The sequence below is a fragment of the Lactobacillus mulieris genome (genome assembly GCF_007095465.1).
Lineage (GTDB): Bacteria > Bacillota > Bacilli > Lactobacillales > Lactobacillaceae > Lactobacillus > Lactobacillus mulieris.
This window is the reverse complement of record NZ_SDGL01000009.1, coordinates 1-25,270: the sequence shown is the minus strand read 5'-3', so window position 1 is coordinate 25,270 and position 25,270 is coordinate 1. Positions and strand designations below refer to the sequence as shown.

20 protein-coding genes are annotated in these 25,270 nt (G+C 34.6%); 16 read left to right on the top strand and 4 right to left on the bottom strand.

All coding sequences use genetic code 11. From position 1 onward, the window contains the following. Window positions 1–54 precede the first annotated feature (54 nt). From ETI37_RS05005 to ETI37_RS04985, 5 genes are all read left to right on the top strand, one after another. Complete coding sequence (locus ETI37_RS05005) at window positions 55–612, top strand: hypothetical protein (protein ID WP_006587053.1); 558 nt, start codon at window positions 55–57, stop codon at window positions 610–612. Window positions 613–765: 153 nt separating this feature from the next. Further along, window positions 766–1,932 carry a galactokinase gene (locus tag ETI37_RS05000; RefSeq protein WP_006587052.1) on the top strand — a complete coding sequence of 389 codons (1,167 nt, stop codon included), beginning with the start codon at window positions 766–768 and terminating at the stop codon, window positions 1,930–1,932. A 22-nt stretch (window positions 1,933–1,954) separates the two neighbouring features. Beyond that, entirely contained in the window at window positions 1,955–2,950 is a 996-nt protein-coding gene (galE, locus tag ETI37_RS04995; RefSeq protein WP_006587051.1) for a UDP-glucose 4-epimerase GalE, read from the top strand. Continuing rightward, window positions 2,947–4,407 carry a UDP-glucose--hexose-1-phosphate uridylyltransferase gene (locus ETI37_RS04990; protein WP_006587050.1) on the top strand — a complete coding sequence of 487 codons (1,461 nt, stop codon included), beginning with the start codon at window positions 2,947–2,949 and terminating at the stop codon, window positions 4,405–4,407. Before galE ends, ETI37_RS04990 begins: the two co-directional genes overlap by 4 nt. Window positions 4,408–4,437: 30 nt before the next feature. Further along, window positions 4,438–5,448, top strand: coding sequence for an aldose epimerase family protein (locus tag ETI37_RS04985; protein WP_006587049.1), 1,011 nt, complete (start codon window positions 4,438–4,440; stop codon window positions 5,446–5,448). 69 nt (window positions 5,449–5,517) lie between these two features. Here the strand turns inward: ETI37_RS04985 and ETI37_RS04980 are convergent, their stop codons facing one another. After that, on the bottom strand, window positions 5,518–5,796 hold the full coding sequence (locus ETI37_RS04980) for a DUF1827 family protein (protein ID WP_006587048.1): 279 nt from the start codon (window positions 5,794–5,796) through the stop codon (window positions 5,518–5,520). A 97-nt stretch (window positions 5,797–5,893) separates the two neighbouring features. Next, window positions 5,894–8,077 carry an ATP-dependent Clp protease ATP-binding subunit gene (locus tag ETI37_RS04975; RefSeq protein ID WP_006587047.1) on the bottom strand — a complete coding sequence of 728 codons (2,184 nt, stop codon included), beginning with the start codon at window positions 8,075–8,077 and terminating at the stop codon, window positions 5,894–5,896. Window positions 8,078–8,236: 159 nt separating this feature from the next. Between ETI37_RS04975 and ETI37_RS04970 the strand changes: the two genes are divergently transcribed. From ETI37_RS04970 to ETI37_RS04945, 6 genes are all read left to right on the top strand, one after another. Continuing rightward, the gene (locus ETI37_RS04970; protein ID WP_006587046.1) at window positions 8,237–8,419 is read left to right on the top strand and encodes a hypothetical protein; all 183 of its coding nucleotides are present in this window, start codon (window positions 8,237–8,239) and stop codon (window positions 8,417–8,419) included. A 105-nt stretch (window positions 8,420–8,524) separates the two neighbouring features. Next, window positions 8,525–8,791: a phosphocarrier protein HPr gene (locus ETI37_RS04965; protein ID WP_006587045.1), complete on the top strand. Its 267-nt coding sequence runs from the start codon at window positions 8,525–8,527 to the stop codon at window positions 8,789–8,791. Next, window positions 8,791–10,527, top strand: a complete 1,737-nt coding sequence (ptsP, locus tag ETI37_RS04960; RefSeq protein WP_006587044.1) for a phosphoenolpyruvate--protein phosphotransferase — start codon at window positions 8,791–8,793, stop codon at window positions 10,525–10,527. Before ETI37_RS04965 ends, ptsP begins: the two co-directional genes overlap by 1 nt. A gap of 212 nt (window positions 10,528–10,739) precedes the next feature. Beyond that, entirely contained in the window at window positions 10,740–11,138 is a 399-nt protein-coding gene (gene spxA / locus ETI37_RS04955; RefSeq protein WP_006587043.1) for a transcriptional regulator SpxA, read from the top strand. 80 nt (window positions 11,139–11,218) lie between these two features. Further along, window positions 11,219–11,899, top strand: coding sequence for an adaptor protein MecA (locus ETI37_RS04950; protein ID WP_006587042.1), 681 nt, complete (start codon window positions 11,219–11,221; stop codon window positions 11,897–11,899). Between the two features lie 59 nt (window positions 11,900–11,958). Further along, complete coding sequence (locus tag ETI37_RS04945) at window positions 11,959–12,555, top strand: competence protein CoiA (protein WP_006587041.1); 597 nt, start codon at window positions 11,959–11,961, stop codon at window positions 12,553–12,555. Here the strand turns inward: ETI37_RS04945 and ETI37_RS04940 are convergent. Together ETI37_RS04940 and ETI37_RS04935 are read right to left on the bottom strand one after the other, a co-directional pair. Continuing rightward, window positions 12,536–13,105, bottom strand: coding sequence for a DsbA family protein (locus ETI37_RS04940; RefSeq protein WP_224783254.1), 570 nt, complete (start codon window positions 13,103–13,105; stop codon window positions 12,536–12,538). The two genes, ETI37_RS04945 and ETI37_RS04940, sit on opposite strands and share 20 nt — an antisense overlap. 72 nt (window positions 13,106–13,177) lie before the next feature. Beyond that, on the bottom strand, window positions 13,178–13,798 hold the full coding sequence (locus tag ETI37_RS04935; RefSeq protein ID WP_006587039.1) for a CYTH domain-containing protein: 621 nt from the start codon (window positions 13,796–13,798) through the stop codon (window positions 13,178–13,180). A 112-nt stretch (window positions 13,799–13,910) separates the two neighbouring features. On the opposite strand from ETI37_RS04935, the gene yjbM reads away from it, so the two are divergent. The 5 genes from yjbM to ETI37_RS04905 form a co-directional block, all read left to right on the top strand. Beyond that, complete coding sequence (gene yjbM / locus ETI37_RS04930) at window positions 13,911–14,537, top strand: GTP diphosphokinase (RefSeq protein ID WP_006587038.1); 627 nt, start codon at window positions 13,911–13,913, stop codon at window positions 14,535–14,537. Beyond that, window positions 14,537–15,325 (top strand): NAD kinase, encoded by a 789-nt coding sequence (locus tag ETI37_RS04925; protein WP_006587037.1) that lies wholly within the window; start codon window positions 14,537–14,539, stop codon window positions 15,323–15,325. The genes yjbM and ETI37_RS04925 overlap by 1 nt, the downstream gene beginning before the upstream one ends. Then, the gene (locus tag ETI37_RS04920; protein WP_006587036.1) at window positions 15,326–16,219 is read left to right on the top strand and encodes an RluA family pseudouridine synthase; all 894 of its coding nucleotides are present in this window, start codon (window positions 15,326–15,328) and stop codon (window positions 16,217–16,219) included. Between the two features lie 102 nt (window positions 16,220–16,321). Next, window positions 16,322–16,753: an LPXTG cell wall anchor domain-containing protein gene (locus tag ETI37_RS04915; protein ID WP_006587035.1), complete on the top strand. Its 432-nt coding sequence runs from the start codon at window positions 16,322–16,324 to the stop codon at window positions 16,751–16,753. A gap of 259 nt (window positions 16,754–17,012) precedes the next feature. Continuing rightward, the coding region (locus ETI37_RS04905) for a Rib/alpha-like domain-containing protein (RefSeq protein ID WP_244285216.1) at window positions 17,013–25,270 on the top strand (8,258 nt) is incomplete at its 3' end.

Below are 25,270 nucleotides of genomic sequence, written 5' to 3'. Positions count from 1 at the left end.
AAAAAATGGGGGGAGCGTATAATTGATAGTAAAGGGAGAAAAATAGTTTTATTTATGAATGAAGAAAGGGTTACTACTTTGAAAACTAAACTACCAAATTTAATTTATCTGGTATTGGCGTTTTTTGTTCAACTAAAGCTGGCAACATACTTACGTCAGTACACACCGAATAATTCCTTACAACATTTGCTTTTTGCATTGTATATATTTGCATTAGTTGTAACTATTATATTAACAGCTTCTTGGGCTTCAAATCTTAATAAGAAGCAAGCTCGCATTATTGTTGCTTTAGAATTTATGTTAATTATTGCTTCTTTAATATTGCCTTCCTATAAGCCTAGCTCAGTCTTCTTAGAGTTACTGCTTTTTTATGGTTTGATTCCATTATTGGGACAAGGAATTGCTGTGGCTAATTTAAATAAAGATATGAATAAAACTAAGATAGTAAGACCAGTATTATTAGTTGTTGGATTAGTTGTAAGTGTTGCGATGATTTATATTTATTCTTTGCCGTTAAGTTACGCTATTTCTGTAAAATTAGCTTACATTTGGGGAGCAATAATATTATTGCTTTATGGAATGTGCTGGAGAATGAATACTAAAAATAAGTAGAGCTTAATAGCGCTTACATTAATAGAGATATGTGCTATAATAAAAATGTAGATGAAATTGTAGATTGTAACTATTTAATTAGGCAAGACTGCAAATTATCCACTTTTTGAGTGGATAATTTGTGGTCTTTTTTATTTCTCAAGGAGAAGATGAATGAAAAGTACAAATGTTAAAAAAGGATTTATCGAACAATTTGGAAAAGCTGCTGAGCATACTTTTTTTGCTCCCGGTAGGATTAATTTGATAGGTGAACATACTGATTATAATGGTGGGCATGTTTTTCCCTGTGCAATTACACTGGGAACTTATGCTGCTGTTGGTTCAAATGATCAGGATGCCTTTTTACTTTATTCTGATAACTTCCCAGATGTTGGAGTTGTAAAAATTACTTTTGCTGATTTGGCTAAAGAAAAGCAAGGTCTTTGGACAGATTATTTCCAAGGAATGGCACAAGTTATGCAAGCAGCTGGTTTAGACTATAGTCATGGCCTTAATATTTATATTAGTGGTAATTTGCCTGATGGAGCTGGTTTATCAAGTTCTGCCTCCCTTGAGATGCTTGTAGCAACCATTTTGAATAATTTATTTGGTGGAAAGTTTACACCTCTTGAATTAGTTAAATTTGGTGTAAGGGTTGAAAATGATTATATTGGCGTAAAATCTGGTATTATGGATCAATTTGCTATTGAAATGGGAAAAGAAAACCAAGCAATGTTATTAGATACTAATACTATGCAATATGATTATTTACCAGTCGAAATGGGTGATAACGTAATTGTTATTATGAATACTAATAAGCGTAGAGAGTTAGTAGATTCTAAGTACAATGAACGGCGTAGTGAATGTGAACAGGCTTTGGCAAGACTGCAAAAAGAGCTAAATATCTCTAGTTTAGGTGATTTAACTGAAGATGAATTTGATGAAAATACTTATTTAATTTATGATCCAATTTTGATTAAACGCGCTCGTCATGCAGTATTTGAAAACATGAGAACTTTGAATGCTGCAAAGGCTCTACAAGCAGGGAACTTAAAAGGATTCGGAAAATTAGTTTCTGCTTCTGGAGTATCTTTGGCTTATGATTATGAAGTAACTGGCCCAGAATTAGATACTTTAGTAACAACCGCTTTAAAGCAAGCAGGGGTTTTAGGTGCTAGAATGACCGGTGCGGGTTTTGGAGGCTGTGCAATTGCAATTGTAAATCTTGATAATGTAGAAGATTTTATTAATGAGGTTGGGCAAGTTTACCGTCAAAAAATAGGTTATGATGCACACTTTTATGTTGCAAATATTGCAGATGGTGCAAAGCAATTAAGTTAATAGTTTTTTAAGGAGATAAAATATGACAATTGCAGTTTTAGGTGGAGCTGGCTATATTGGCTCTCATACAGTTAAACGTTTATTAGCTACGGGTGAAGATGTTATTGTTTTAGATAATTTAATTACGGGTCATCGAAGAGCAGTTGATAAACGGGCAAGGTTTTACCAAGGAGATATTAGAGATTTTCAGTTTTTAAGTTCAGTTTTCAGTCAGGAAAAAGTAGATGGAATAGTCCATTTTGCTGCATTTTCTGTAGTTCCTGAATCAATGAAAAATCCGCTAAAGTATTTTGATAATAATACTTGTGGAATGGTAACGTTACTTGAGGCAATGAATCAATTTGGAATAAAAAGAATTGTTTTTTCATCAACTGCCGCAACGTACGGAGAACCAAAGCAAATTCCAATTAAAGAAACTGATCCCCAGCTTCCTACAAATGCTTATGGAGAAAGTAAATTAGCTATGGAAAAAATTATGCACTGGGCTGATTTAGCTGATGGATTAAAGTTTGTAGCCTTGCGTTATTTTAATGTCGCAGGAGCTATGCCAGATGGTTCAATTGGTGAAGATCATAATCCAGAAACGCACTTGATTCCAATTATTTTGCAAGTGGCGGCAGGTAAACGTCCAAGTTTACAAATTTACGGTAATGATTATCCAACTAAAGATGGCACTAATATTCGTGACTATGTCCATGTTTTAGATTTGGCAGATGCTCATGTTTTAGCCTTGAAATATTTGGAAGCTGGCAACTCGTCAACAGCTTTTAATTTAGGATCAGCAACAGGTTTTTCTAATATGGAAATTTTGCAAGCAGCGCGTAAGGTAACTGGTGAGCCAATCCCAGCAAGTATTGGCCCTAGAAGACTTGGAGATCCTAGCACTTTGATTGCAAGCTCAGATAAGGCTAAAGAACTGTTAGGTTGGAAGCCTCAATTTGATAATATTGAAAAAATAATTGAAACCGCTTGGAAATGGCATGAAAATAATCCGGAAGGTTTTGGTGATCGTAATTGACAGCAATCGAAAAACAAATTGAACTTATTTTAAAATTAAACCCCAATTATTCAGAAATGGATAAGGTATATCTTACTAATCGTTTATTGAACTTAATAGGGGATAATGCACTTAGTTTATCTGCAGCAAAGGATTTTTTAGCTAATCTTGATCTATTAGTAAAAGAAGCAGTAGCAAATAAGAAGATTGCGGATACTTTAGCGGCTAAACAGATTCTAGAAGCTCAAATTATGGATTTGGCAACACCTAGTCCTAGTCAAGCAAATCATATATTTTGGGATAAATATCAAGCAGGTGCCAAAGAAGCTACCAATTGGTTTTTCAATTTAAGTAAAGCTAATAACTATATTCAAACAAGAGCCATCGCTAAAAATATTGTTTTTCCAGCTAAAACTGAATATGGTGACTTGGAAATAACGATTAATATGTCTAAACCTGAAAAAGATCCTAAAGATATCGCGGCTGCAGCTAAATTAAAAAAGGCAGGTTATCCTGCTTGTGCTTTATGTATGGAAACAGAAGGATATGCTGGAAGAAATAATTTCGCAGCAAGAGCCAATCATCGAATTATCAGATTCTTATTAGGTGGTAAAACTTGGGGATTTCAATATTCGCCGTATGCTTATTTTAATGAACACGCAATTTTTCTTGATGAAAATCATGAACCGATGGTAATAAATCAAACAACGTTTAGTAATTTGCTTGCGATTGTTGATATGTTTCCTGAATATTTTGTTGGTTCAAATGCTGATTTACCGATTGTTGGCGGTTCAATGCTCTCTCATGAACATTATCAAGGTGGACGACATATTTTTCCAATGGCCAAAGCTCCGATAGAAATCAAATTGCAATTAGCAGATTATCCTGAAGTAAAAGCGGGGATTGTTAAGTGGCCAATGAGTGTAATTCGGCTAATTAGCCATGATAAAGATGAGTTAATTAATGCAGCAGAACATATCAGAAAAATTTGGGATAACTATACTGATGAAACAGTGGATGTAAGAGCAGTAACTAATGGTATCAGACATCATACTATTACACCAATTGCTCAAAAAATTGCAGGAAAATATCAATTAGATTTGGTATTGCGTGATAATCAAACTAGTAATAAATATCCTGATGGAATTTTTCATCCACATGCTGATGTTCAGCATATAAAAAAGGAAAATATTGGTCTGATAGAGGTAATGGGACGTGCAATTTTACCTGCAAGATTGAAAACGGAATTTAATGAAGTGAAAAAATACTTATTGAATCAACCTAATCAGATTAATCCGATTCATAAGGAGTGGGCTGAGCAATTACGCCAAAAATACTCATGGAGTGAAAGCAATTCTGATAAGCAACTGCAATTGGCTGTAGGAGAAGTCTTTGCGCAAGTTTTAGCAGATGCTGGGGTTTTCAAGCGTGATGAAGTAGGTATTGCGGCATTTAAGCGATTCTGTCATCAGCTATAACTTATAGCTATTTAGAAGTGGTGAAAGTTTATGGATATTAAAGTCGAAAAATATGGTCAATATTGCGAGCAAAATTTATATGAATTTACTTTAGTGAACGACCAAGGCTTAGTTGTAAAATTATTGAATTATGGAGCAACTTTAGAACAAGTATTAATGCCTGGACAAGCAGGTCTGCAAAACTTGGTTTTATCTTTGCCTGGGCGCCTTGATTATAGTAAAGAACGTAATTTTTTAGGTGGAACTGTTGGTAGAGTAGTAGGACGTATTCGTGGTCATATTTGGCATTGCGGAAGTAAAGATGTAGTGCTGGCAATGAATGAGGGGAAAAATCATATTCATGGTGGAAATGATGGGCTAGATCAACAAGTTTATAACTTTAGAATCAACAAATCACCTGAAAAGATAGAAGTTATTTTTACCTTTCTGGATTCAGCAGGACATAATTCATATCCTGGTAATTTAAAATTAGAAGTTAAATATATTTTGAATAATGATAATCAACTAAAGTATCAAATTAGAGCAAAATCTGATGAAACTACTTTATTTAATCCTACTAATCACACTTATTTTGCCTTGGATCAACCAAATAATATTTTTGATACCACTTTAACTATTGCTGCTGATTATTTTAAGCCATTAGATAAAGAGCATTTACCTTATGAAGGATGGCTAAGTGTTGACAATACAGTATTTGATTTTCGTAAAGGACAAAAACTAGCTAATGTAATTAATAGTACTGACAAGCAAATAATATCTGAAGGTGGCTTAAATCATCCGTTTTTATTAACTAATGGAGATAAGTTTGCTGCTAAATTAGAAACTAAAAATCATCGTGTTACGATGACAACAACAGCTCCAAGTATGGTTGTTTATACAGCTAATCATTTTGATGGGACAGGAGTTGCTAAAAATATTGATAAGTTTGCAGGCATCGCACTTGAATGTCAATATCCACCAGTTTCTGGAAATGATTTATCAGCAATTACTTTGTTAGCTGGAGAAGATTTTTATTTGGAAAATATTTGGAATTTTGAGTAAACAAAAAAAGTTCAGTTGGCTACTTCGTTTTGAAGTTAATCAACTGAACTTTTTATTTGCTTTAATTAATTATTTTCTGCAGGTGATTGCAATTACTTTTTTGGTTTTGTCAATTGTAATATCGTAGCTACGATCATCACGAATCAGGCGACGAATCAAAAATTCAACTTCTTCATCTTTTATTTTACGATCATGATTTTCGATAACAATTTCGATATCGGCATCTGTTTCAGTGTAAACAACTGAAGAATTACCAAGAGAATAAACTTTAATATATTGTGCATTAGTTGAATTAAGCTGGTTTTGAACTAAGTCAGAATAAGTATTTGTAACGTCAATTAAATGCATTGTTTTCACCTGCGTCTTTCTAAATTGTTTCTATATTTATAGTATACTCTAAAATCGTTAAATCGTTTATAGAAAAAGCACCCGCAGGTGCTTAATTTTAACTTTCTTTAGCAGAAATAGTAATCTCATCATTGACTAAATCGGCAAGGAAATTTTTAACATTAGCATGATCGAGTTTGAAGTCTGCTACTTTATCTTCAATTTCTGCTTGAATTGTGCGACGGAGAGGTCTTGCACCAAGACTAGGTTCATAACCTTCTTTTACTAACTTCTCTTTAGCAGCGTCAGTAACATCAATATGTAGACCTTGATCGCTAATCATACTATTAGTCTTAGCAATCATTAAGTCAACAATTTTAAGCAAGTCTTCTTTTGATAATGGATTAAATTCAATTACATCATCAAGTCGGTTTAGAAATTCTGGTTTAAAGAATTGACTCATGGATGAACGAGTTGATTCTTTACTTGGATTGGCTTCGGCAGTAAATCCAACGCTAGCATTTTTAATACCTTGGCCAGCATTTGAAGTCATAATGATTATTGTATCTTTAAATGAAACAGTTCTACCTTGAGAATCTGTTAAGCGACCATCATCCAAGATCTGTAAGAAGAGGTTTAAAACATCTGGGTGAGCTTTTTCTATTTCGTCAAGTAAAATCAGGCTATATGGATTGTGACGAACTCGTTCAGTCAACTGACCTGCTTCTTCATAACCTACATAACCTGGAGCAGATCCAATTAGCTTAGAAACTGAATATTGTTCCATATATTCTGACATGTCAAAGCGAATCATTGCGTCAGTAGAACCAAACATCTTTAAGGCAACTTGTTTAGCGAGTTCAGTCTTACCAACTCCAGTTGGACCAACGAATAAGAATGAACCAATTGGACGACCGGATTTATTGAAACCAATGCGGTTACGGCGAATTGCTCGAGCAACTTGTTCAACAGCCTTATCTTGTCCGATAACTTTTGCTTTTAAATCACTAGCTAAGTTTTGTAATTGATTTTCTTCTTGCTTTTGAATATCGCCAACAGGGATGCCAGTTTTTTCTTCGACAATCTTATTCATAATCTTGTCAGTAATGACAGGGGATTTGTCAGGATCAACTTTTTGATCTTTCATCTTGTCATATTTTTCAATTTGATCGCGATAGTAGGCTGCTTTTTCGTAATCTTCATTCTTTAAAGCATCTTGTTTTAGTTGTTGAGCAGCATCAATTCTTTCTTTGATCTTTTCTTTATCAACAAAAGGAATTGTTAAGTTCATTCTTGAACCAGCTTCATCAAGTAAGTCGATAGCTTTATCAGGTAAATAACGATCTTGGATATAACGTGACGATAATTTTACTGCACTTTCAATCGCAGCGTCAGTGTAATGAACATGGTGATAGTCTTCGTATCGCTTTTGAATACCATGTAAAATTCTAATAGTTTCATCTACACTTGGCTCTTTAACTTCAACAGGTTGGAAGCGCCGTGCAAGAGCAGAGTCTTTTTCAATTTCACGATATTCTTTAATCGTTGTTGCACCAACTAATTGGAAATCACCACGTGCAAGAGCAGGTTTAATAATATTGCCAGCATCCATTCCGCCTTCAGCATTTCCGGCTCCAACAATTTGGTGAATTTCATCTATAAACAGAATTAAGTCTGGATTGCTTTGTAATTCTTTGATAAGTCGTTGCATTCTCTGTTCAAATTGGCCTCGGACACCAGTACCTTGGACCATTGAAACAATATTGAGAGAAACAATTCGCTTATTTTGTAGTTTGGCAGGAACACTACCATCAACAATTTCTTGAGCTAACCCTTCAACTACTGCAGTTTTACCTACGCCAGCTTCACCAATTAAAACAGGATTATTTTTGGTTCTGCGGTTTAAAATTTCGATTACGCGAGCGATTTCTTTGTCACGACCAATGACAGGATCGATTTTACCCTGTTTAGCTAAAGCAGTTAAATCTGTTCCATATTGATCTAAAATGCTATTACCATTTCCACCCCGACCAGGAGTTTGTGGATTTTGCATTTGACTAGCAGTGGCGCCATTCATTGAACCGAATAAGTTATTAAAGTTCCCAAATAAGTCTCCCATATTTGGATTTTCATTATTATCGTAGTTATCATTATTTATATTTTCGTTACCAAGGTTTCCTCCTTGACTAGCACGAAATTCTTGGTAGCATTTTTGGCATAAATCAAGTGAACGACTTTCGCCATTTACCTTAGTGTAAAGGTGAATGGAGGCAGGGCGTTCATGACAATTTTGGCATAACATTCATATACCGCCTTTCCCTTAACTTTACTTAAATTGTAGTTTTAGCACTCTAACTAGTCAAGTGCTAAGCTCGGAATTTGCCAAAGTATTTTTTGCTAGTTAAAATGTCTAAGGTTTACATAAAAGGTATTAGCGAAATTTAAAAAGTTGGTGAAGAATATGGATTATGAAAGCATTTTAAATCAATTAGTTGATGGGGAATTATCTGAATACAAAATAGAAGCTAAAGATGCATTTGCCTTTCAACAGGCCTTGCGAGCTTTTGGAAAAAGAACTTATATTAAAGGGCGCGCTTTAAGAGGCGGGGCAATTATTTATACTGCAACAAATATTGATAAATAAGACTGAAAACATTTACATTGTTGTTGTTTTAAATTTATAAACATGTTAATCTAGATACCGTACGGGTATTTTTGAAAAAATGATTTATTAAGGAGACTTTTAACTATGGAAAAACGCGATTTTCACATTATTGCAGAAACAGGTATTCACGCACGTCCAGCTACTTTATTAGTTCAAGCTGCTTCTAAGTTCAGCTCAGACATCAACTTGGAATTTAATGGTAAGAGCGTAAACCTTAAGTCAATCATGGGTGTTATGTCACTTGGTGTTGGTAAAGATGCTGAAGTTACTATTTCAGCTGAAGGTGATGACGCTGCAGAAGCAATCGAAGCAATCAGCGACACTATGAAAAAGGAAGGCTTAGCTGAATAATGACAAAGACTTTAAAGGGTATTGCAGCTAGTGACGGTATTGCAGTTGCTCCTGCATATCGTTTAGTTGAGCCAGATCTTTCTTTTACTAAAGCTTCAGTAGATGATGTAGATCAAGAAGTTGCTCGCTTTGAAAAGGCTGTAGAAACTTCTATTCACGATGTTGAAAGTGTTCGTGATATTGCTAAGGAAAACTTGGGTGAAGAAGAAGCACAAGTTTTTGAAGCGCACTTGTTAATTCTTAATGACCCTGAATACATTGGGGCAATTAAGCAAGAAATTAAAGATTCAAAGGTAAATAGTGAATTTGCACTTGATGAAACAAGTCAAAAGTTCATTACAATCTTTGAAAGCATGACTGATAATGAATACATGAAAGAACGTGCTGCAGATATTCGTGACGTTTCTAAGCGAATTATGGCTCACTTGCTTGGCAAGAATTTACCAAATCCTGCAGCTATCGATCATGAAGTAGTAGTTGTTGCTCATGACTTGACTCCAAGTGATACCGCCCAATTGAACAAAGACTATGTAAAAGGCTTTGTAACAGATATTGGTGGTCGTACCGCTCACTCAGCAATTATGGCACGTTCTTTAGAATTACCTGCTGTTGTTGGTACTGACTCAATTACTAGTGATATTAAAGACGGTCAACTTTTAGTAGTTGATGGTTTAGATGGTTTAGCAGTAATTGAACCGTCTGATGAAGAAGTAGCAGACTACAAGAAGAAGGGTGAAGCCTTCTTAAAGCAAAAGGCTGAATGGAAGAAGTTGAAAGATGCTCCATCAGTAACTAAAGATGGTAAACACTTCACAATTGCTGCAAATATTGGTACTCCAGATGATATGGCTGGTGTATTAGAAAATGGTGCAGAAGCAGTTGGTTTGTACAGAACTGAATTTTTGTACATGAATTCTAGCGAACTTCCTTCAGAAGATGACCAATTCGAAGCATATAAGAAAGTCATTGAAGGTATGAATGGCAAGCAAGTTGTTATTCGTACAATGGATATTGGTGGGGATAAGCACTTACCATACTTGCCACTTCCTGAAGAAATGAACCCATTCTTAGGCTATCGTGCAATGAGAATTTCTCTTAAGGAAGATCAAATCTTCCGTACTCAATTAAGAGCTTTGCTTCGTGCATCTGCTTATGGTCGTTTGGGAATTATGTTCCCTATGATTGGTACTTTGGCTGAACTTCACAAGGCTAAAGCTATCTTTAATGAAGAAAAAGAAAAACTTGTTAAAGATGGTGTTAAGATTGGTGATGACATTCAAGTAGGTATGATGATTGAAGTACCTGCAGCAGCTGTACTTGCAGATCAATTTGCTAAGGAAGTTGACTTCTTCTCAATTGGTACTAACGACTTGATTCAGTACACATTTGCTGCTGACCGTGGTAATGAACATGTTTCATACTTATACCAACCTTACAACCCTTCACTTCTTCGTTTGATTAAGCACACGATTGATGCTGCTCATGATAACGGAATTTGGTGTGGTATGTGTGGTGAAGCAGCTGGTGATTCAGTAATGTTCCCACTTCTTTTAGCAATGGGACTTGATGAATACTCAATGAGCGCTACTTCAATCTTGCGTATCAGAAGCCAAATGAAGAAGCTTGATACTAAGGACTTAGAAGGTTTAGTAGATAAAGCAATCAATGAATCTTTAACTAATGAAGATAACCAAAAGTTAGTAGAAGACTTGATGAGCAAGCTTAATTTAGATTAATAAATAAAAGAGTCTAGTTATAGGCTCTTTTATTTTTTTGCTTAAATTCACACTTCTTTCAAAAATAATTGATATAATAATTTTATAGAAAAAAGATTAACAATATAAGGTTTTAAGAATATTAAACAAATATTAACTTTATAAAGTTAAGCTGATAGTGTATAATAAATTACACAGGAAGAATTGATGTTATATTTAAGGAGCGTGACGTAATGATTAATTTATATGTTTCATCTAGTTGTACTTCGTGTCGTAAGGCAAGAGCATGGCTTAATAAGCACGATATTCCTTTCAAAGAGAGAAACATCTTTTCAGAACCATTGACTAAAGAAGAAATTGTCAATATTCTTCGTCTAACTGAAAATGGGACTGAAGAAATTATTTCAACACGCTCAAGAGCTTTTCAAGAACTACATGTAAATTTGGATGATCTTTCAATTGATCAGCTTTTAGACCTTGTTGAAAAGAATCCAAGCTTGTTGCGTCGACCAATTATTATGGATGATCGTCGACTTCAAGTAGGTTATAATGATGATGAAATTAGACGTTTCTTACCAAGAAAGGTACGTCGTTTAGAATTGGCCAAAGCTCAAAAATTGGCTGACCTTTAAAAATTACGTTAGCTTCGGCTAACGTTTTTATTTTATTAGTAATTTAGGTTACAATATTCTAGTACAAAGGAGGGATTAAGGTGCAAGTAGAGAAAATAAATGAAAATACTATTCGAGTGCACATGGACTCAGAAGAATTAAAAAGTCGTGGCATTAGGATGCTAGATTTACTTGGAAATAAAAGTGAAATCCAAGACTTTTTCTATTCCATCTTGCGCGAGGTAGATACGGATCACTCTTTTGCCGGAGATAATCAACCAGTTACTTTTCAAGTAATGCCTAATGAAGGCGGTCTGGATTTATTAATAACGAAATATAATAAAGCAGATGCTGATAGTATTCAAAAACAACTTGGTAATCTTTTAGGAATGGGTAATGATAATCGTGAAAGTAGGTTAGGACCTATTCAAAAGCTCAATAAAGAATTGGGAATTTCTTCAGATTCTAACAAGGATATCCCAGCCAAGGAAGTAAGTAATCAAGCTAATTTCTTATTTTCTGATATTGACCAAGTAGTTCAATTAGCTGATAGCTTACCAACAGATAAAGTAGCGGCTAGTCTTTATACTTTCAAGGAACATTATTTATTACAAATGAATAATTTAGGTAATGCTGAAGATGTAGATTCTGGCAATATTTGGTCAGTTTGTCTTGAATTTGGAACTTTAGCTGATGATAAGACGCTTAATTTGTTCAAAAATAATGGAAAGTGTTTGATCAAGCAAGATGCACTAGCTGATTTATTAACTTATTTCAAATAGTCAAAAGAGGTCAAAAAATTTTGACCTCTTTTTGTGTACATAAAATCAGGAGGATTATTATGTATGCAGCGCTTTTAAATAATAAATTAGTTTTAGCAAGAACAGAAGAAGCCCGGATTCAGTCAAATCTTATAGCTTTAAATCAAGAGAAATATCTTTGTCCGCGATGCAAGAAAAAAGTTATTCTAGTTCTTTCAGAAAAGAGATTACCCTTTTTTAAACATCAAATGGCTCAAGTAGGTCGGCAAGGAGAAAAAGAAGAACATTATCGGGGAAAGATTAATTTAAAAACAGCTTTAATTGCGGCTGGTTTCCCAGCTAAAGAGGAAGTCCCTTTGGCAAAAGGGGAATTGAGAGCAGACATTCTTGTAAATTCACAATTAGCATTTGAAATTCAGTGTGCACCACTTTCAAAGGGAGAATTTTCACATCGCCATAATTTATATAAAAAAGTTGGGATAATTGATATTTGGATTGTAGGTAAGCGGCATTATTTGACAAATTACTTAAATCAAAGGCAAGCGATTTTTTTGAGATTTAACAGGAGTTGGGGCTATTATTATCTGGAAATTGATAGTAAACGAGAATATTTAACTTTAAAATATCAAATCTTACAAGAACCATTAACAAGGAAAATTAGATATCAAAACCATTAATAATTTGTAAAAGCTCATCGTGAAGTAAATGACCTTCAACAATTAAACCACTATTTTCGTCTTCATCATTGAAGATGACAGTTGTTGGCGTATCATTAATATGCCATTTTTGTGCTAAGCGTTCATCTGCAGCAATGGATTCATTTAAGTATGTGGACATGCGAGCACTTTGAATTTTAGGAATAGATAAGCCCAATTCCTGAATCAGATTTTTAAATAAGCCAGTGTTGTATTCTTTATTAAGGTCATTAATATTGTGTTGTACTGCTAAGCAATATTTACGTGCTATTTTATTGCCATAAGCCATTTTAATAGCATGATAATCTTTCAAAGCGGCAAAAGTTTCTTCACTAGCGTGATTATATGTCTCTAAATTAGTAGGACACTTATGTTTTCTGATCAAATCACTCTGAATTGTTTTCATATTTGCTAAAGGAATCAGATGATAACGAGTAATCGCATCTGCCTCTTTCATGGTTTTCATAATTGTCTGTTCTGTTTGGTAGCAACAAGTGCCAATTGGATTAACAAACATAAAAACTTCAAACATGGTTTCTAAGCCTCCAACAAATTTATTCATCTATATTTTAGCGAATGTATGGGCATTATGCTATTTTTTTGCCTAATTTCTATGTAGACTAGCTCTTGCAATTTTATTTTGATTAGTATTTTTGGAATTAGGATGAAAATTAAATTGCTGAATTAAAGTATTCAAGGTTTGTTTTATTAAATCAGGATTATCATTTTCGATTTCTAGTTCAAAATCTCGATATCCATCAGGGTAAGAAGTTTCGTCAAGTGTTAGTTCACAGTCATTAGGTCCCACTAATAAGTGGCGAGTAGTTTTAGAATAAGAGAAAATTTTTAAATCTTGGCAAATATCAGAGAAGTTATCAAATAAGTATTTACCACAATTATTTTCAAAAATTGTTACCCCACCATTTAAACTATTTTCGACAATTTCTTGTGCGACTTTCAGGGAGAGGGAATCGTTAATTTCAATAACCTCATGATAATTTTCTTGACAAAGTTTTTTAGCAGGCACCTTCATAGTCTGTTCGGCTTTATCTGGGTAAAGCCGAATTCGCAGACTTATTTTATTATTTTTTAAAGTCTCTTTATCGTTATCAAAATAATAATTTATTTGAGTAAAGCTTTTTTTGCTAGGAAAAGTTTTTAAAATAGCGGAAAAAACTTTTCTTTCTAATAAAGTTTTAGATTCAATTTCTCGATTTTTACTCATGTTGTCACTCCTTTGTTTTTTATTATACAGCTATCTAGTTTTATATTGTGAGAAAGGTATTGGGTTATGTTAGAATAATTGTGTTTGAAAAAATATAAGGAGGACAATGAGCATGACTGATTGGGATACCTTTTTATGGCCATATAACGAGGCCGTTCAAGAATTAAAGGTCAAGTTTAGAAGTCTTCGACAAGGCTTTTTAACTCGTGGTGAGCATTCACCAATTGAATTTGTAGTTGGCCGTGTGAAAACTGTCGACTCCATTAAAGAAAAGATGCAACGTCGAATAATTAGTCCAGAAGTTATTGAAACTGATATGCAAGATATTGCTGGTATAAGAATCATGTGTCAATTCGTGGATGATATTTATAAAGTCGTTGATTTGATTCATGAACGTAGTGATATGCAGGTGGTAGAGGAGCGTGATTATATTCATGCTGCAAAGCCCTCAGGTTACCGTTCTTATCATATGGTTATCAAGTATACGGTTTTCTTACCAGAAGGAGAAAAAACTTTAATTGCGGAAATTCAAATTAGAACTTTAGCGATGAATTTCTGGGCAACTGTTGAGCATACATTAAGTTATAAATATCAAGGTAAATATCCTGAAGATGTTTCTAAAAGACTTAAATCAACAGCAGAAGCAGCATATCAACTTGATGAAGAAATGAGTGCTATTCGTAAAGAAGTACAAGATGCCCAAAAGGTATTTAATCAAAACAAGGGCAAGGGACAATAATGAAAGTAGCAATTATCAATAATAGTCATAAAAAGACTATAGAAGTAGTTGAACATTTGAAAAAATTATTAGCAGAAAAGCAAATAACTATAGATGAACATCAGCCTGATGTTGTCATCTCAGTTGGTGGGGATGGCACATTATTATCGGCTTTTCATAAATATGAAAAGATTGTTGATTCAGTTCGTTTTATTGGTGTTCATACGGGGCATCTGGGCTTTTATACAGATTGGCGAAATTATGATATTGACCAAATGGTTGATGCTTTATGTACGACAGCACCATCTACTTCAAGCTATCCGCTATTAGAGTTAACTTTAGTGATGGATGATGGCAGGCAAGAACGTTTTCTAGCTTTGAATGAAGCAAGTATTAAGCGAATTTCAAAAACTTTAGTTGCCAATATTTATATTAAAGGTGAGTTGTTTGAAAATTTTAGGGGAGATGGCATTTGTGTTTCTACCCCAACAGGTTCAACAGCTTATAGTAAGGCTTTAGGTGGGGCAGTAATTCATCCACGATTAAAGGCCTTGCAAATGACAGAAATCGCTTCTATTAATAATAGGGTCTTTAGAACAATCGGGTCACCAATTGTGATTGCCCCTGATGAATGGATTACAATCTTGCCTAATGATGGGCATAATTTGATTTTGATAATTGATGGTAATCGAATACCAGTTGATCACGTTAATCGAGTAATCTATCGTATTTCTAAGCAGCGAATTCACTTTGATAAGTTCGGTCATCATCATTTTTGGTCAAGAGTAGGAGATGCATTTATTGGCTAAATGAAAATTTTTAAATTTATAGTAAGTGAAGAAGATCCCAAACGTTTGGGACCTTTTTTGAGTAAGAAAAAGTTATCAAAACAGGCAATTGTTAACGCTAAGCATAATGGTGGGATGCTTTTAGTTAATCATCGGCGTCGATTTACAAATTTCACATTAAAAGTTGGTGATGAAGTTTTATTTGTAATGGGGAAGGAAAAAGTCAATAACTTTTTGAAGGCATCTAATAAGTCGGTCAAAATTGTATTAGAAACGGATAATTATCTAGTAATTAATAAGCCAGCGGCAGTTTTGTCGATACCTTCACGATATGAAGATAAGGATGCTGTTGTAAATCGCGTTATGGGGTATTTCGCAAAGAAAAAAAGCTCCGAGCAAGCTTTTTTAAAGCCACATATTGTAACTCGCTTAGATAGAGATACTAGTGGGCTAGTTTTGGTTGGAAAAAATGCTGTTGCGCATAGTAAGTTCAGTGAATTAAAAAAGGACGTTTTTGTAAAAGAATACCATGCAATTGTTCATGGTAACTTCAATTCTGAACACCAAAAAGGATTGATTACTGCCCCAATTGGTAAGATTGATGATAGTGTGAAACGCTATGTTACTCCTAATGGGCAAAAATCTGTGACACAGTATGAAGTCTTAGCCCAGAAAGATGACGCTAGTTTAGTTAAATTGCGTCTTTTTACAGGGAGAACGCATCAAATTCGGGTGCATATGGCTCATATTGGGCATCCGTTATTTGGTGATAAATTATATGGCTCAGTGGATAATTTTACTAGACAAGCTTTAAATTGTTCCCATTTAAGTTTCCCTGATCCATTTACTGATGAAAAAGTAACAGTTGAAATTGATGATCCAGAAGATATGGCACATTTGTGGCAAAATTTGTAGCACGTAAGTGCTATTTTTTTCGCTATTTTTTCGTGAGTTCTTCAAACTTTTTTCAAAAAAAGGGGTTAAGCTAAAAGCAACAAAATTAAAGGAGGGAAGAAAATGGTAAGAAAAATTTTGCAAAGATATACCATGATAATTTCTTCTTTAATTTTGATTGGTGGAATTAGTTATATAAATAGTCAATTAGTTAGTGCAGCGACTAGATCTAATTCCACTTTAAAAAATACAGTAATTAGTAGAAAAAATTTAGAAAGTAGAAATAGAGATGATAATACAGCCAAATCAAATAATTCAAATTCTAGCTATAATTCAACAATCCCAACTTCGAATACTCCTCAATCAAATATTGAAAAAATTCTTTCCCCAACAATAACATTTCCCCAAACTCCCACTAAAATATTCTTTTTTGCAACGAAACTCCCCCAAACTGGTTTGCAAAAAAGTGAAGTATCCCTTTTAGGAATTATAGTTTTGATTTTGACTTCGATTGTTGGCTATCATGGATTTTTCAAGAAAAACAATAGAAAATAAGTTGACCTTAGTAAAAAAATAATGATTATGAAATTGATAAAAAGTCAAATGCATCAACTTTTGGCTCTTTATCATTTTTTTTGCTTTTTATTTTTTTGAGGGGAATATAGCATAGTGATTAGCTGGTATATAAGTGTTTGCTTGAGATTTAATAATAAGTTATTTAATTGAAAAAGGTAACAATTATAAACTTTTTCTATTATAATATGCTATTATAAGATAATTTTATCTATAAATTTATGCTATTAGGGGGATATTTATGAGAAATATGTTTGATGCAAAACAAAGATTTTCTCTAAGAAAATTATCTATTGGGGTAGTATCTGTATTATTAGGTTTTACTTTTGTAAGTAACGCACAAGTTGTTCAAGCAGATACCTCTTCAAGTACAGCGAATTCACAAAATGGTGGGGGGGTAGATAGGGCTTCTGATTCACAATCGTCAGGTTCTGCATCTACTTCAGCAAATACAAGTAATTCAAATGAAGTAACTACACCTAGTTATCAAAATACTTCTAATAAGAGCAATATTACTGACAATAGTGATAGTGCTCAAACTTATGTTAATAAAACACGGCAAGACAGCATGGGTAATTTTTCGACAACTAATGTTGATCAAGCTAAAGGCATGGATTACATGCGACAAAATAGTCAAGTTGATCCTGGTAAAATCTTTGCTGGTGGTCCACAAAACTGGGGTTGGGCTTCTGATATGACCAAGAATTATAAGATTACGCAAGAAGCTCAAAATAATGGCACTACTAAATGGACTGTAACTTTCTTGCCTGATGGCAAATATTACATGAATAATATTGTTAACCATGCAGATAGTGGTGCGTATGCGTTAATGATTTCTAAAGACAATGAGGTGGTTAAGGATGCAAATGGTAATTTATTTACTGTTAATGAAACCTTACGTAATAACGCTGCAAGTTTAGGTGGCAGTGTAGTAAAAACCGCTACTGCTTATATTAAAGGTGAAATGTCCCAAAGTTATCAAGACTATGACCAAGCTGCCATTAATAGATGGATAGCCACTGATCCTGCTACTGCCACTACTTATATCAATAGTGGCAAGATTCCACTAACTTTTGCTACTGGATATGTAACAAGTAGCATTACTACTTTTACTAATACAAGTTCTGCTACACAACGTTCAAAAGTTTTAAATGATCGTGCTCTTTATATGGATTCATATGGTATTGTCCCAAGAGATAGTACTAACTATGACAATGTGCATGGTTTTAATAGTGGCATCGATTCGAACGGAAATGGTAGTTCTTACTGGCAAAAAGCATTTAAGATGGATGAAAACAATGCCAATAAGAATCAGAATCAAAATATGTGGGGCAATAAAAATCCTGTTATTGATGTCAACGATTTTGGCTATGGAATCTTATTTAGAACTCAAGGGTCTAAGTTCTTGAATGATAATTCTGGTGCCACATGGACTGTTACATTTTACACAAAACCTAGTGGTGAAAAGGTTTCTACATATAGTGGTGTAATTGCTTTAGGAAATGAAGGTACACCTCAAAATGCAGATGGTGGTGCTACTAGAGGACAAGCTGCCAAGACTAATTCAGATATTCACTTGATGCAAGCTGCTTCAAGTGGGGTAAGCTCTGGTAAGATTATTACTAGTGATTCATTAGACGCAGCAACGGCTCAAGTTAACGTTGTGGTTAAAAATGCAACCAATAATGCAACTGGCAACATTCCAGCTGTTAACTATACTTTGACTAAAGCTCCATTAACTGATGTAACAGGTAATACCAATTCCAGCACTAGTTCAGTAACTGATAGTGTGGTTCCAAATACTGGGTCTGTTCAAAAGAATTACTATATCTCTGAGTCATTTGCTTATAGCAATGATACAGATGAAATGCAAGCAAAAATTGATAAGGCTCTTAACCCAACATCAGATAATGGAAGTAAGTATTTAAGTTTAAACATCAATAATTTGGCTGATCTTGAAAAAGCTGGATTTAAAGCAACTACTAGTTATGATTCAACTAATAAGCAATATGTAATTACAGTTGCCAATGCTGATAAGGATAATATTAAGTATCCAGCTGTTGACCCTGCAGCTTTAACTGTCGTTAATGACAAAACTAATTTAAGCCAAGATACCGCTTCAACTGCAAAGATAACTGACTTAATTAAGGCAGCTAATTCAAATGTTACTGATGTTACTTATAGTGATATTGATCGAGCAGCAACTTTGACTTATGCTGACGGGTCAACTAATTCTGTATCTTATGACGATTTAGTAGTTCAAGTTCCTGCAAAGACTATGATTTATCAAGATTCTGGAGCAGATACTTTCACAATTACCGATGATGAAGCTGGCTCTATTAGTACTAATGTTAATGCGGCTAATGCTACTGCTAAGTTAGGTATTAGAGTAAATCAAATAAATGGTAAGTATGATGGTTCAGTAACTGTTTCAAGAACTTCTGCTTCTGGCGTTTACCAGACTGCAACTTTAACACCAGCTCAAACCATCATCAATATTCCTAACCCAGTGTTAGTTAAGGATAAAACTAATATTACAGCTGAAGAAAAGCAAAAAGTTGTAGACAATCTTAAAAATGCTAATAAAACAATTTCAGATGGTTTTACATCTGCTTCAGTTGCTTTAGATGGTACTGCAAGTGTAACTTTTGCTGATGGCTCAAAACCTATTACTGTTCCTGGGACTAAGACTGTTTTTGAAAGTATTCACCAAAGCATTATTCCACCTTCTGGCCTAGTTTGGGTAAAAGATCAAACTAATTTAACTAGTTCAGAACTAGATCAAGTTAAGCAATTATTTAAGGATGCTAATGATGGTGCTACTGAAGTTAGTTTCGGTACTAACAATACAGGTGTAACTGTTAAGTATTCCGATGGGCAAGTTTTAACGTTAGATGATGTTCGCGCTAACCAATATACGATTAATTATCCTAAGAGAGTCTTAGTTCCAATTGGTGAAACTGTAAGTTCAGTAGGGGGCGATGTTTATAAAGCCGCCTTCCAAGAATCTATTCAAAAGAAGGCCAGTTTAGATGGTATTGCTTATTTATTGAATATTAGTTTGGATAGTAGTGGAAATGTTACATATACTATTTCTACTAACAATGATTCAAAGAGATTAGTATATAGCCAAGGAAAACTAGACGCTAAATATACAACTGTTTTTGTTAAGAAGTTAGTCAAAGTTGCTGATCCAAATAATTTAACAGATCAAGATAAACAAAATATTAAGGATCAATTAACTAAAGATAATCCTAATATTCTATTTGATTGGAATAATGCAACTATTAATAATGGTTACAATGCTACGTCAACTCTTAGCTTTAGTGAAGGCAGCCCTACTTTAGATGTAGTTAACTCCAACTTGATTTATGCTGACGCAGTAGCTCCTAAAGTAAAAACAGCTGTTGGTGATCCAGATAATTTAACTAATGATCAAAAGCAGTCAATTATTGATAAAGTAATTGAAGCTAATAAAGATCGTGATGTAACAAGTGCGACAATTGATCAAAATAATGGTCGAGTGGTTGTTACTTATGATGGCAGTAGTATAACTGAAACTATTCCAATTAGTGATACTATTGTTTATATTCCAACTAGAACTGTTGTATCTAACAAGGCAAATAACTGGACTACCCCTGATTACACTTTAAGTGATTCTGAACAAGCTAGTGTAAAGTCTGCTACAGAAGCTGCTAACAAGGGCTTCACAGCTCAAGTTAATAATGATGGTAGTGTTTCATTAACAGATGATAATGGAAATACTGCAACATTAACTACTGATCAAACAATCTTAAAATTACCAAAGAGAACAGTAGTTGCTGATAAAAAACATTTAACATCAGATGAAAAACAAGCAGTTTTAACCGCAATTAAGAAGCTCAATCCATCTGTTGCTGATACTAGTGCTGGTAATGTAATTGCCGATGATGGTACAGCGACATTATCTTTTGTTGATAATGGTACTAAAACTAAAGTTGCTGGTGATTTACTTGTATATCAAAATGCTACTTTGAATAAGCCAACAACATTAACACCTGTCGTTGATAAAACTAACTTAACTTCAACAGAAATCAGCCAAATTATTCAAAATGTTAAAAATGCCAATATGTCTGGTGGTACAACTTATCTAACAGATGTAAATGTTGTAAAAGATGATAATGGAAATAATGTAGTTTCTGCTACTTTACCAGATGGTACGACACATCAGTTAACTATGGATGATGTTGCTGTAACAATTCCACTTAGAACAGTAGTTGCAAATAAAGGTGATCAACCTGATGAAACTGGTCAATTAGTGCCGATTTATCGTTTAGACGATGGCGAAAAGCAAGCTATGAAGGATGCATTCTTGAAGGATAATCCAAATATTGCATCTGATCATGTACAAGCACACGCTAGTGGGGATATTACTGTTTATGATGATAATGGTAAAGAGGTTGCAACTATTCCTGCAGATAAGACCACTTTTGACATTTCGACTAGAATTGGGGTTAAAAACCAAAAAGAATTAGATTCTGGTGAAGTTCAAGTGGTTACTGATGTTCTTAAGCAGGGGAACGCTAATGTGGATACTACTAAGATCTCAGTAGGTACTGATGGTACTGCAGATGATATGGCTAAGGTTAGTTTTACAGATGGTACACGTTCAATTACCATACCAGGTGAAAAGCTTACTGCACAAATAGTTAATAACATGGTTTACCCATTAGAAATTACTTCTAAGACTTTAGTAACTGATCCAACTAAGTTAACTGACAATGACAAGGCACAAATTGAAAACAGTCTTAGAAAGAATAATCCCCAAGTTCAAAGTTATGAATATGGAACTGATGAAAGTGGTAATCCAACAATCACTGCAGTTTATCCAGATAATTCAAAGACTACAATTCCGTTATCTGTAGTTGTTGCGAAGTATCCAGAGAAGACTTTAATCAAGTTGAGTGATCGGAATAATAATCCAGCAGCTGATTTGACTAATGCCCAAAAAGAAGTAATTGCAAGTGCAGTTAAAGTTGCAAATCCTAATGCTGAAGTAATTGTTAATAGTGATGGGTCAGTAACTATGACTGAAACTGTAACATACAATGTTCCAACACCAGTAGCTGGTGGGGATATGCATGATCCAAATGTTCAAGTTACTACTAAGGAAGTAACCAAAACTATTACAACGACTATTTCTGCACCAGATGCAGTAATCAACGTTCCTAATAAGGTTAAGGTTGATAATGTTTCTAGTCTAACTCCATTTGAAAAGTCTAAGGTTTGGGATGCAATTAAAGCCGCAAATCCAAATACTAAATTTAATGGTATTGATATTACTAACATTGTTGAAGATAATGGTGATACTCCAGTTACTTTCCAAGACGGAAGTCCTGCAACTAAATTGACTGATTTAGTTGCCAAAAAGACTGTTGCTGATACTGTTGTAGTGAATATCCCATCTGAAAGAATAATTGTTAATAATAGGCAACAATTATCTGATGAGGACCAAGAAGCTGTTAAGACTGCAATAGCGAATGCCAACCCAGCTTCTGATGGAAAGCCAACAGTTACAATTGATTCTGATGGTAATATCAAACTTACATATAGTGATGGTTCATCAGTAGACTTACCCGTAAAAGTTAATAAGATAACTGTCCAAGCTCCAGTGCGTCAAATTGTTCAAGATAAGAATGAAAACGGTACAACTACTTTCCCAATTGATAAAGAAGCAATTAAGAAAGCTTTCACTATAGCTAACCCAGACTTAAATAGCGATAATGTTGTAGTTGACAATATTGGTGGAGTAAACTACACCGGTTCAGGAACTGATGATCCAAGTGTTTATATTCCTAGAGATGTAACAACTATTAAAGTTGGACCTAAGGTTTTAGTAGATAATCCTACTTCCTTAACTGATGATGAAAAAGACCAAGTAATTAGCACTATCAAGAAGGATAACTTTGATTCAGTTACTAATGAGTATGGTAACTTTAATCCAATTACCCATGATTCATTCCAAGAAGATGGATTGCATGTAACCTACCCAGCTGGTCAAGGACAAAATGTGGTAATTCCATATAGTGATTTGGTTGAACAAGCTGCTAAGGGACAAGATATCTATGTTGCTAAGGGCGATACTGTAAATCCTAGTGATTTAATTGCTAATAAGGATGCTTTACCAGAAGGTACAACACCAACTTTGAATGGTTCAGTTGATACTTCTACTTCAGGTGTAAAGAAGGCTACAGTAACTGTAACTTACAGTGATGGTAATAGTACTCAAATAACTGGTAACGTTCACGTAATTGAAGCAGGCGAACCAGTTAAAGTTGGCTTGAACCACAACTTTACAGCCGAAGAAGCTAAGAGTGCAATTAATCCGAACGCTGAATTGCCAGAAGATGCAGCTTATAGCTGGAAGACCACTCCTGATACTTCTACTTCAGGAAGTGATAAAGAAGGGGTAGTTACTGTAACTGTTGGTGACAAGAGTGTTGATGTACCAGTTAAGGTTAATGTAGTTAGTGATGCCGATGAATCTGTTACACCAATTCCTGAAAAGCCTGTAACTGTAAAACATAATGCAGAGTTACCAAAGGCTGAGGATGTAATTACTAATAAGGCAGATATGCCTAATAGGACAACATACAGTTGGGATCCTGAAAATACTCCAAAGACAGATACAGTTGGAGAATTCCCAGGTAAAATCATTGCTACATTCCCAGATGGCAGTACTAAGTCTGTAGATGTAACTGTTAAAGTAACTCCATTAGATAATGAAACTTATTCTGCTAAGGGTAAGACAGTAAATGTAGATAAAGGCACAGATCCTGTTGCAAAGGATAGCATTGAAAATACGTCTGATCTTCCTGAAAATACAGACTATGTTTGGACTAAAAAGCCTGATACTTCTACTTGGGGTGACAAGCCTGGAACAGTTCACGTAACTTATCCAGATGGCTCAACTCAAGATGTAGATGTAACTATCCACGTAAACAGTGATGCCGATAAGTATAATCCAACTACTCATCCAATAACTGTTGATCATAATGAAGACTTAACTGGCAAGGCTAGTGACACAGTTGATTCAAATAACTACCCAATTACTAAGATTGATTGGCAAACTGTTCCTTCAACAACTACTCCAGGTGGAGTTCCTGCAAAAATTGTTGTAACTTACGAAGATGGTAGTACAGATACTCTTGATACAACTGTAAATGTTCGTCCAGCTCAATCAGAACAATTTGATCCAGCATCACAAGAAATACCTACTCGAATTAATCAAGTTCCAAAGGCTGAAGATGGTATTCAAAAGCAAGACAAGAATGGTAAAGACATGCCAACGGATGCTGAATATAGTTGGGCAAAAGAACCAGATGTTTCTAAGAGTGGTGAATCTACTGGTGTGGTTAATGTTACTTATAAAGATGGATCTGTAGATCAAGTGACTGTACCAGTTAGGGTTGTTTCTGATGCAGATGAAAATAATCCTAAAGCGGACTCTGTCTCTGTAAAACGTAATGCAGATTTACCAAAGGCTGAGGATGTAATTACTAATAAGGCAGATATGCCTAATGGAACAACATACAGTTGGGACCCAGAAAATACACCAAAGACAGATACAGTTGGAGAATTTTCAGGTAAGATTATTGCTACATTCCCAGATGGCAGCACTAAGTCTGTAGATGTATCAGTAACTGTTATTACCAATGATGCCGACAACTTCAATAGTAATTTCGATAAGGTACCAGTGAAGGGTGATGCTGACTTAACTGATTCTCAAAAAGAAGAAGTTAAGGGCAACGTTACTAAGAAAAACCCAGATAAGGGAATTACTAACATTGAAGTAAAGGGCGACGGTTCAACAACTGTAACGTTTGAAGATGGTACAACCAAGGAATTGACTCCAGATCAAACCATCAAGCGCTATGATGTAGGTGAACCATTGACTAATACTGGTGAAGCAGATACAGACCTTAACTCATTTGACAAGACTACTGTAAAAGATGCAGATAAGTTAACTGATGATGAAAAGGGTCAAGTAGTATCAAACATCAAGAAGACAAATGGCGATAAAGATATCACTAACATTGATGTTAAGGACAACGGTCGTACTATCGTAACCTTTGGTGATGGAACTCAAAAGGAATTGACACCAGACCAAACAATCATCAGTAGTAAGTTAGGTGAACCATTGACTAACACTGGTGAAGCAGATACAGACCTTAACTCATTTGACAAGACTACTGTAAAAGATGCAGATAAGTTAACTGATGAAGAAAAAGGTCAAGTAGTATCAAACATCAAGAAGACTAATGGTGACAAAGATATTACTAACATTGATGTTAAGGACAATGGCCGTACTATCGTAACCTTTGGTGATGGAACTCAAAAGGAATTGACACCTGATCAAACTATCATCAGTAGTAAGTTAGGCGAACCATTGACTAACACTGGTGAAGCAGATACAGACCTTAACTCATTTGACAAGACTACTGTAAAAGATGCAGATAA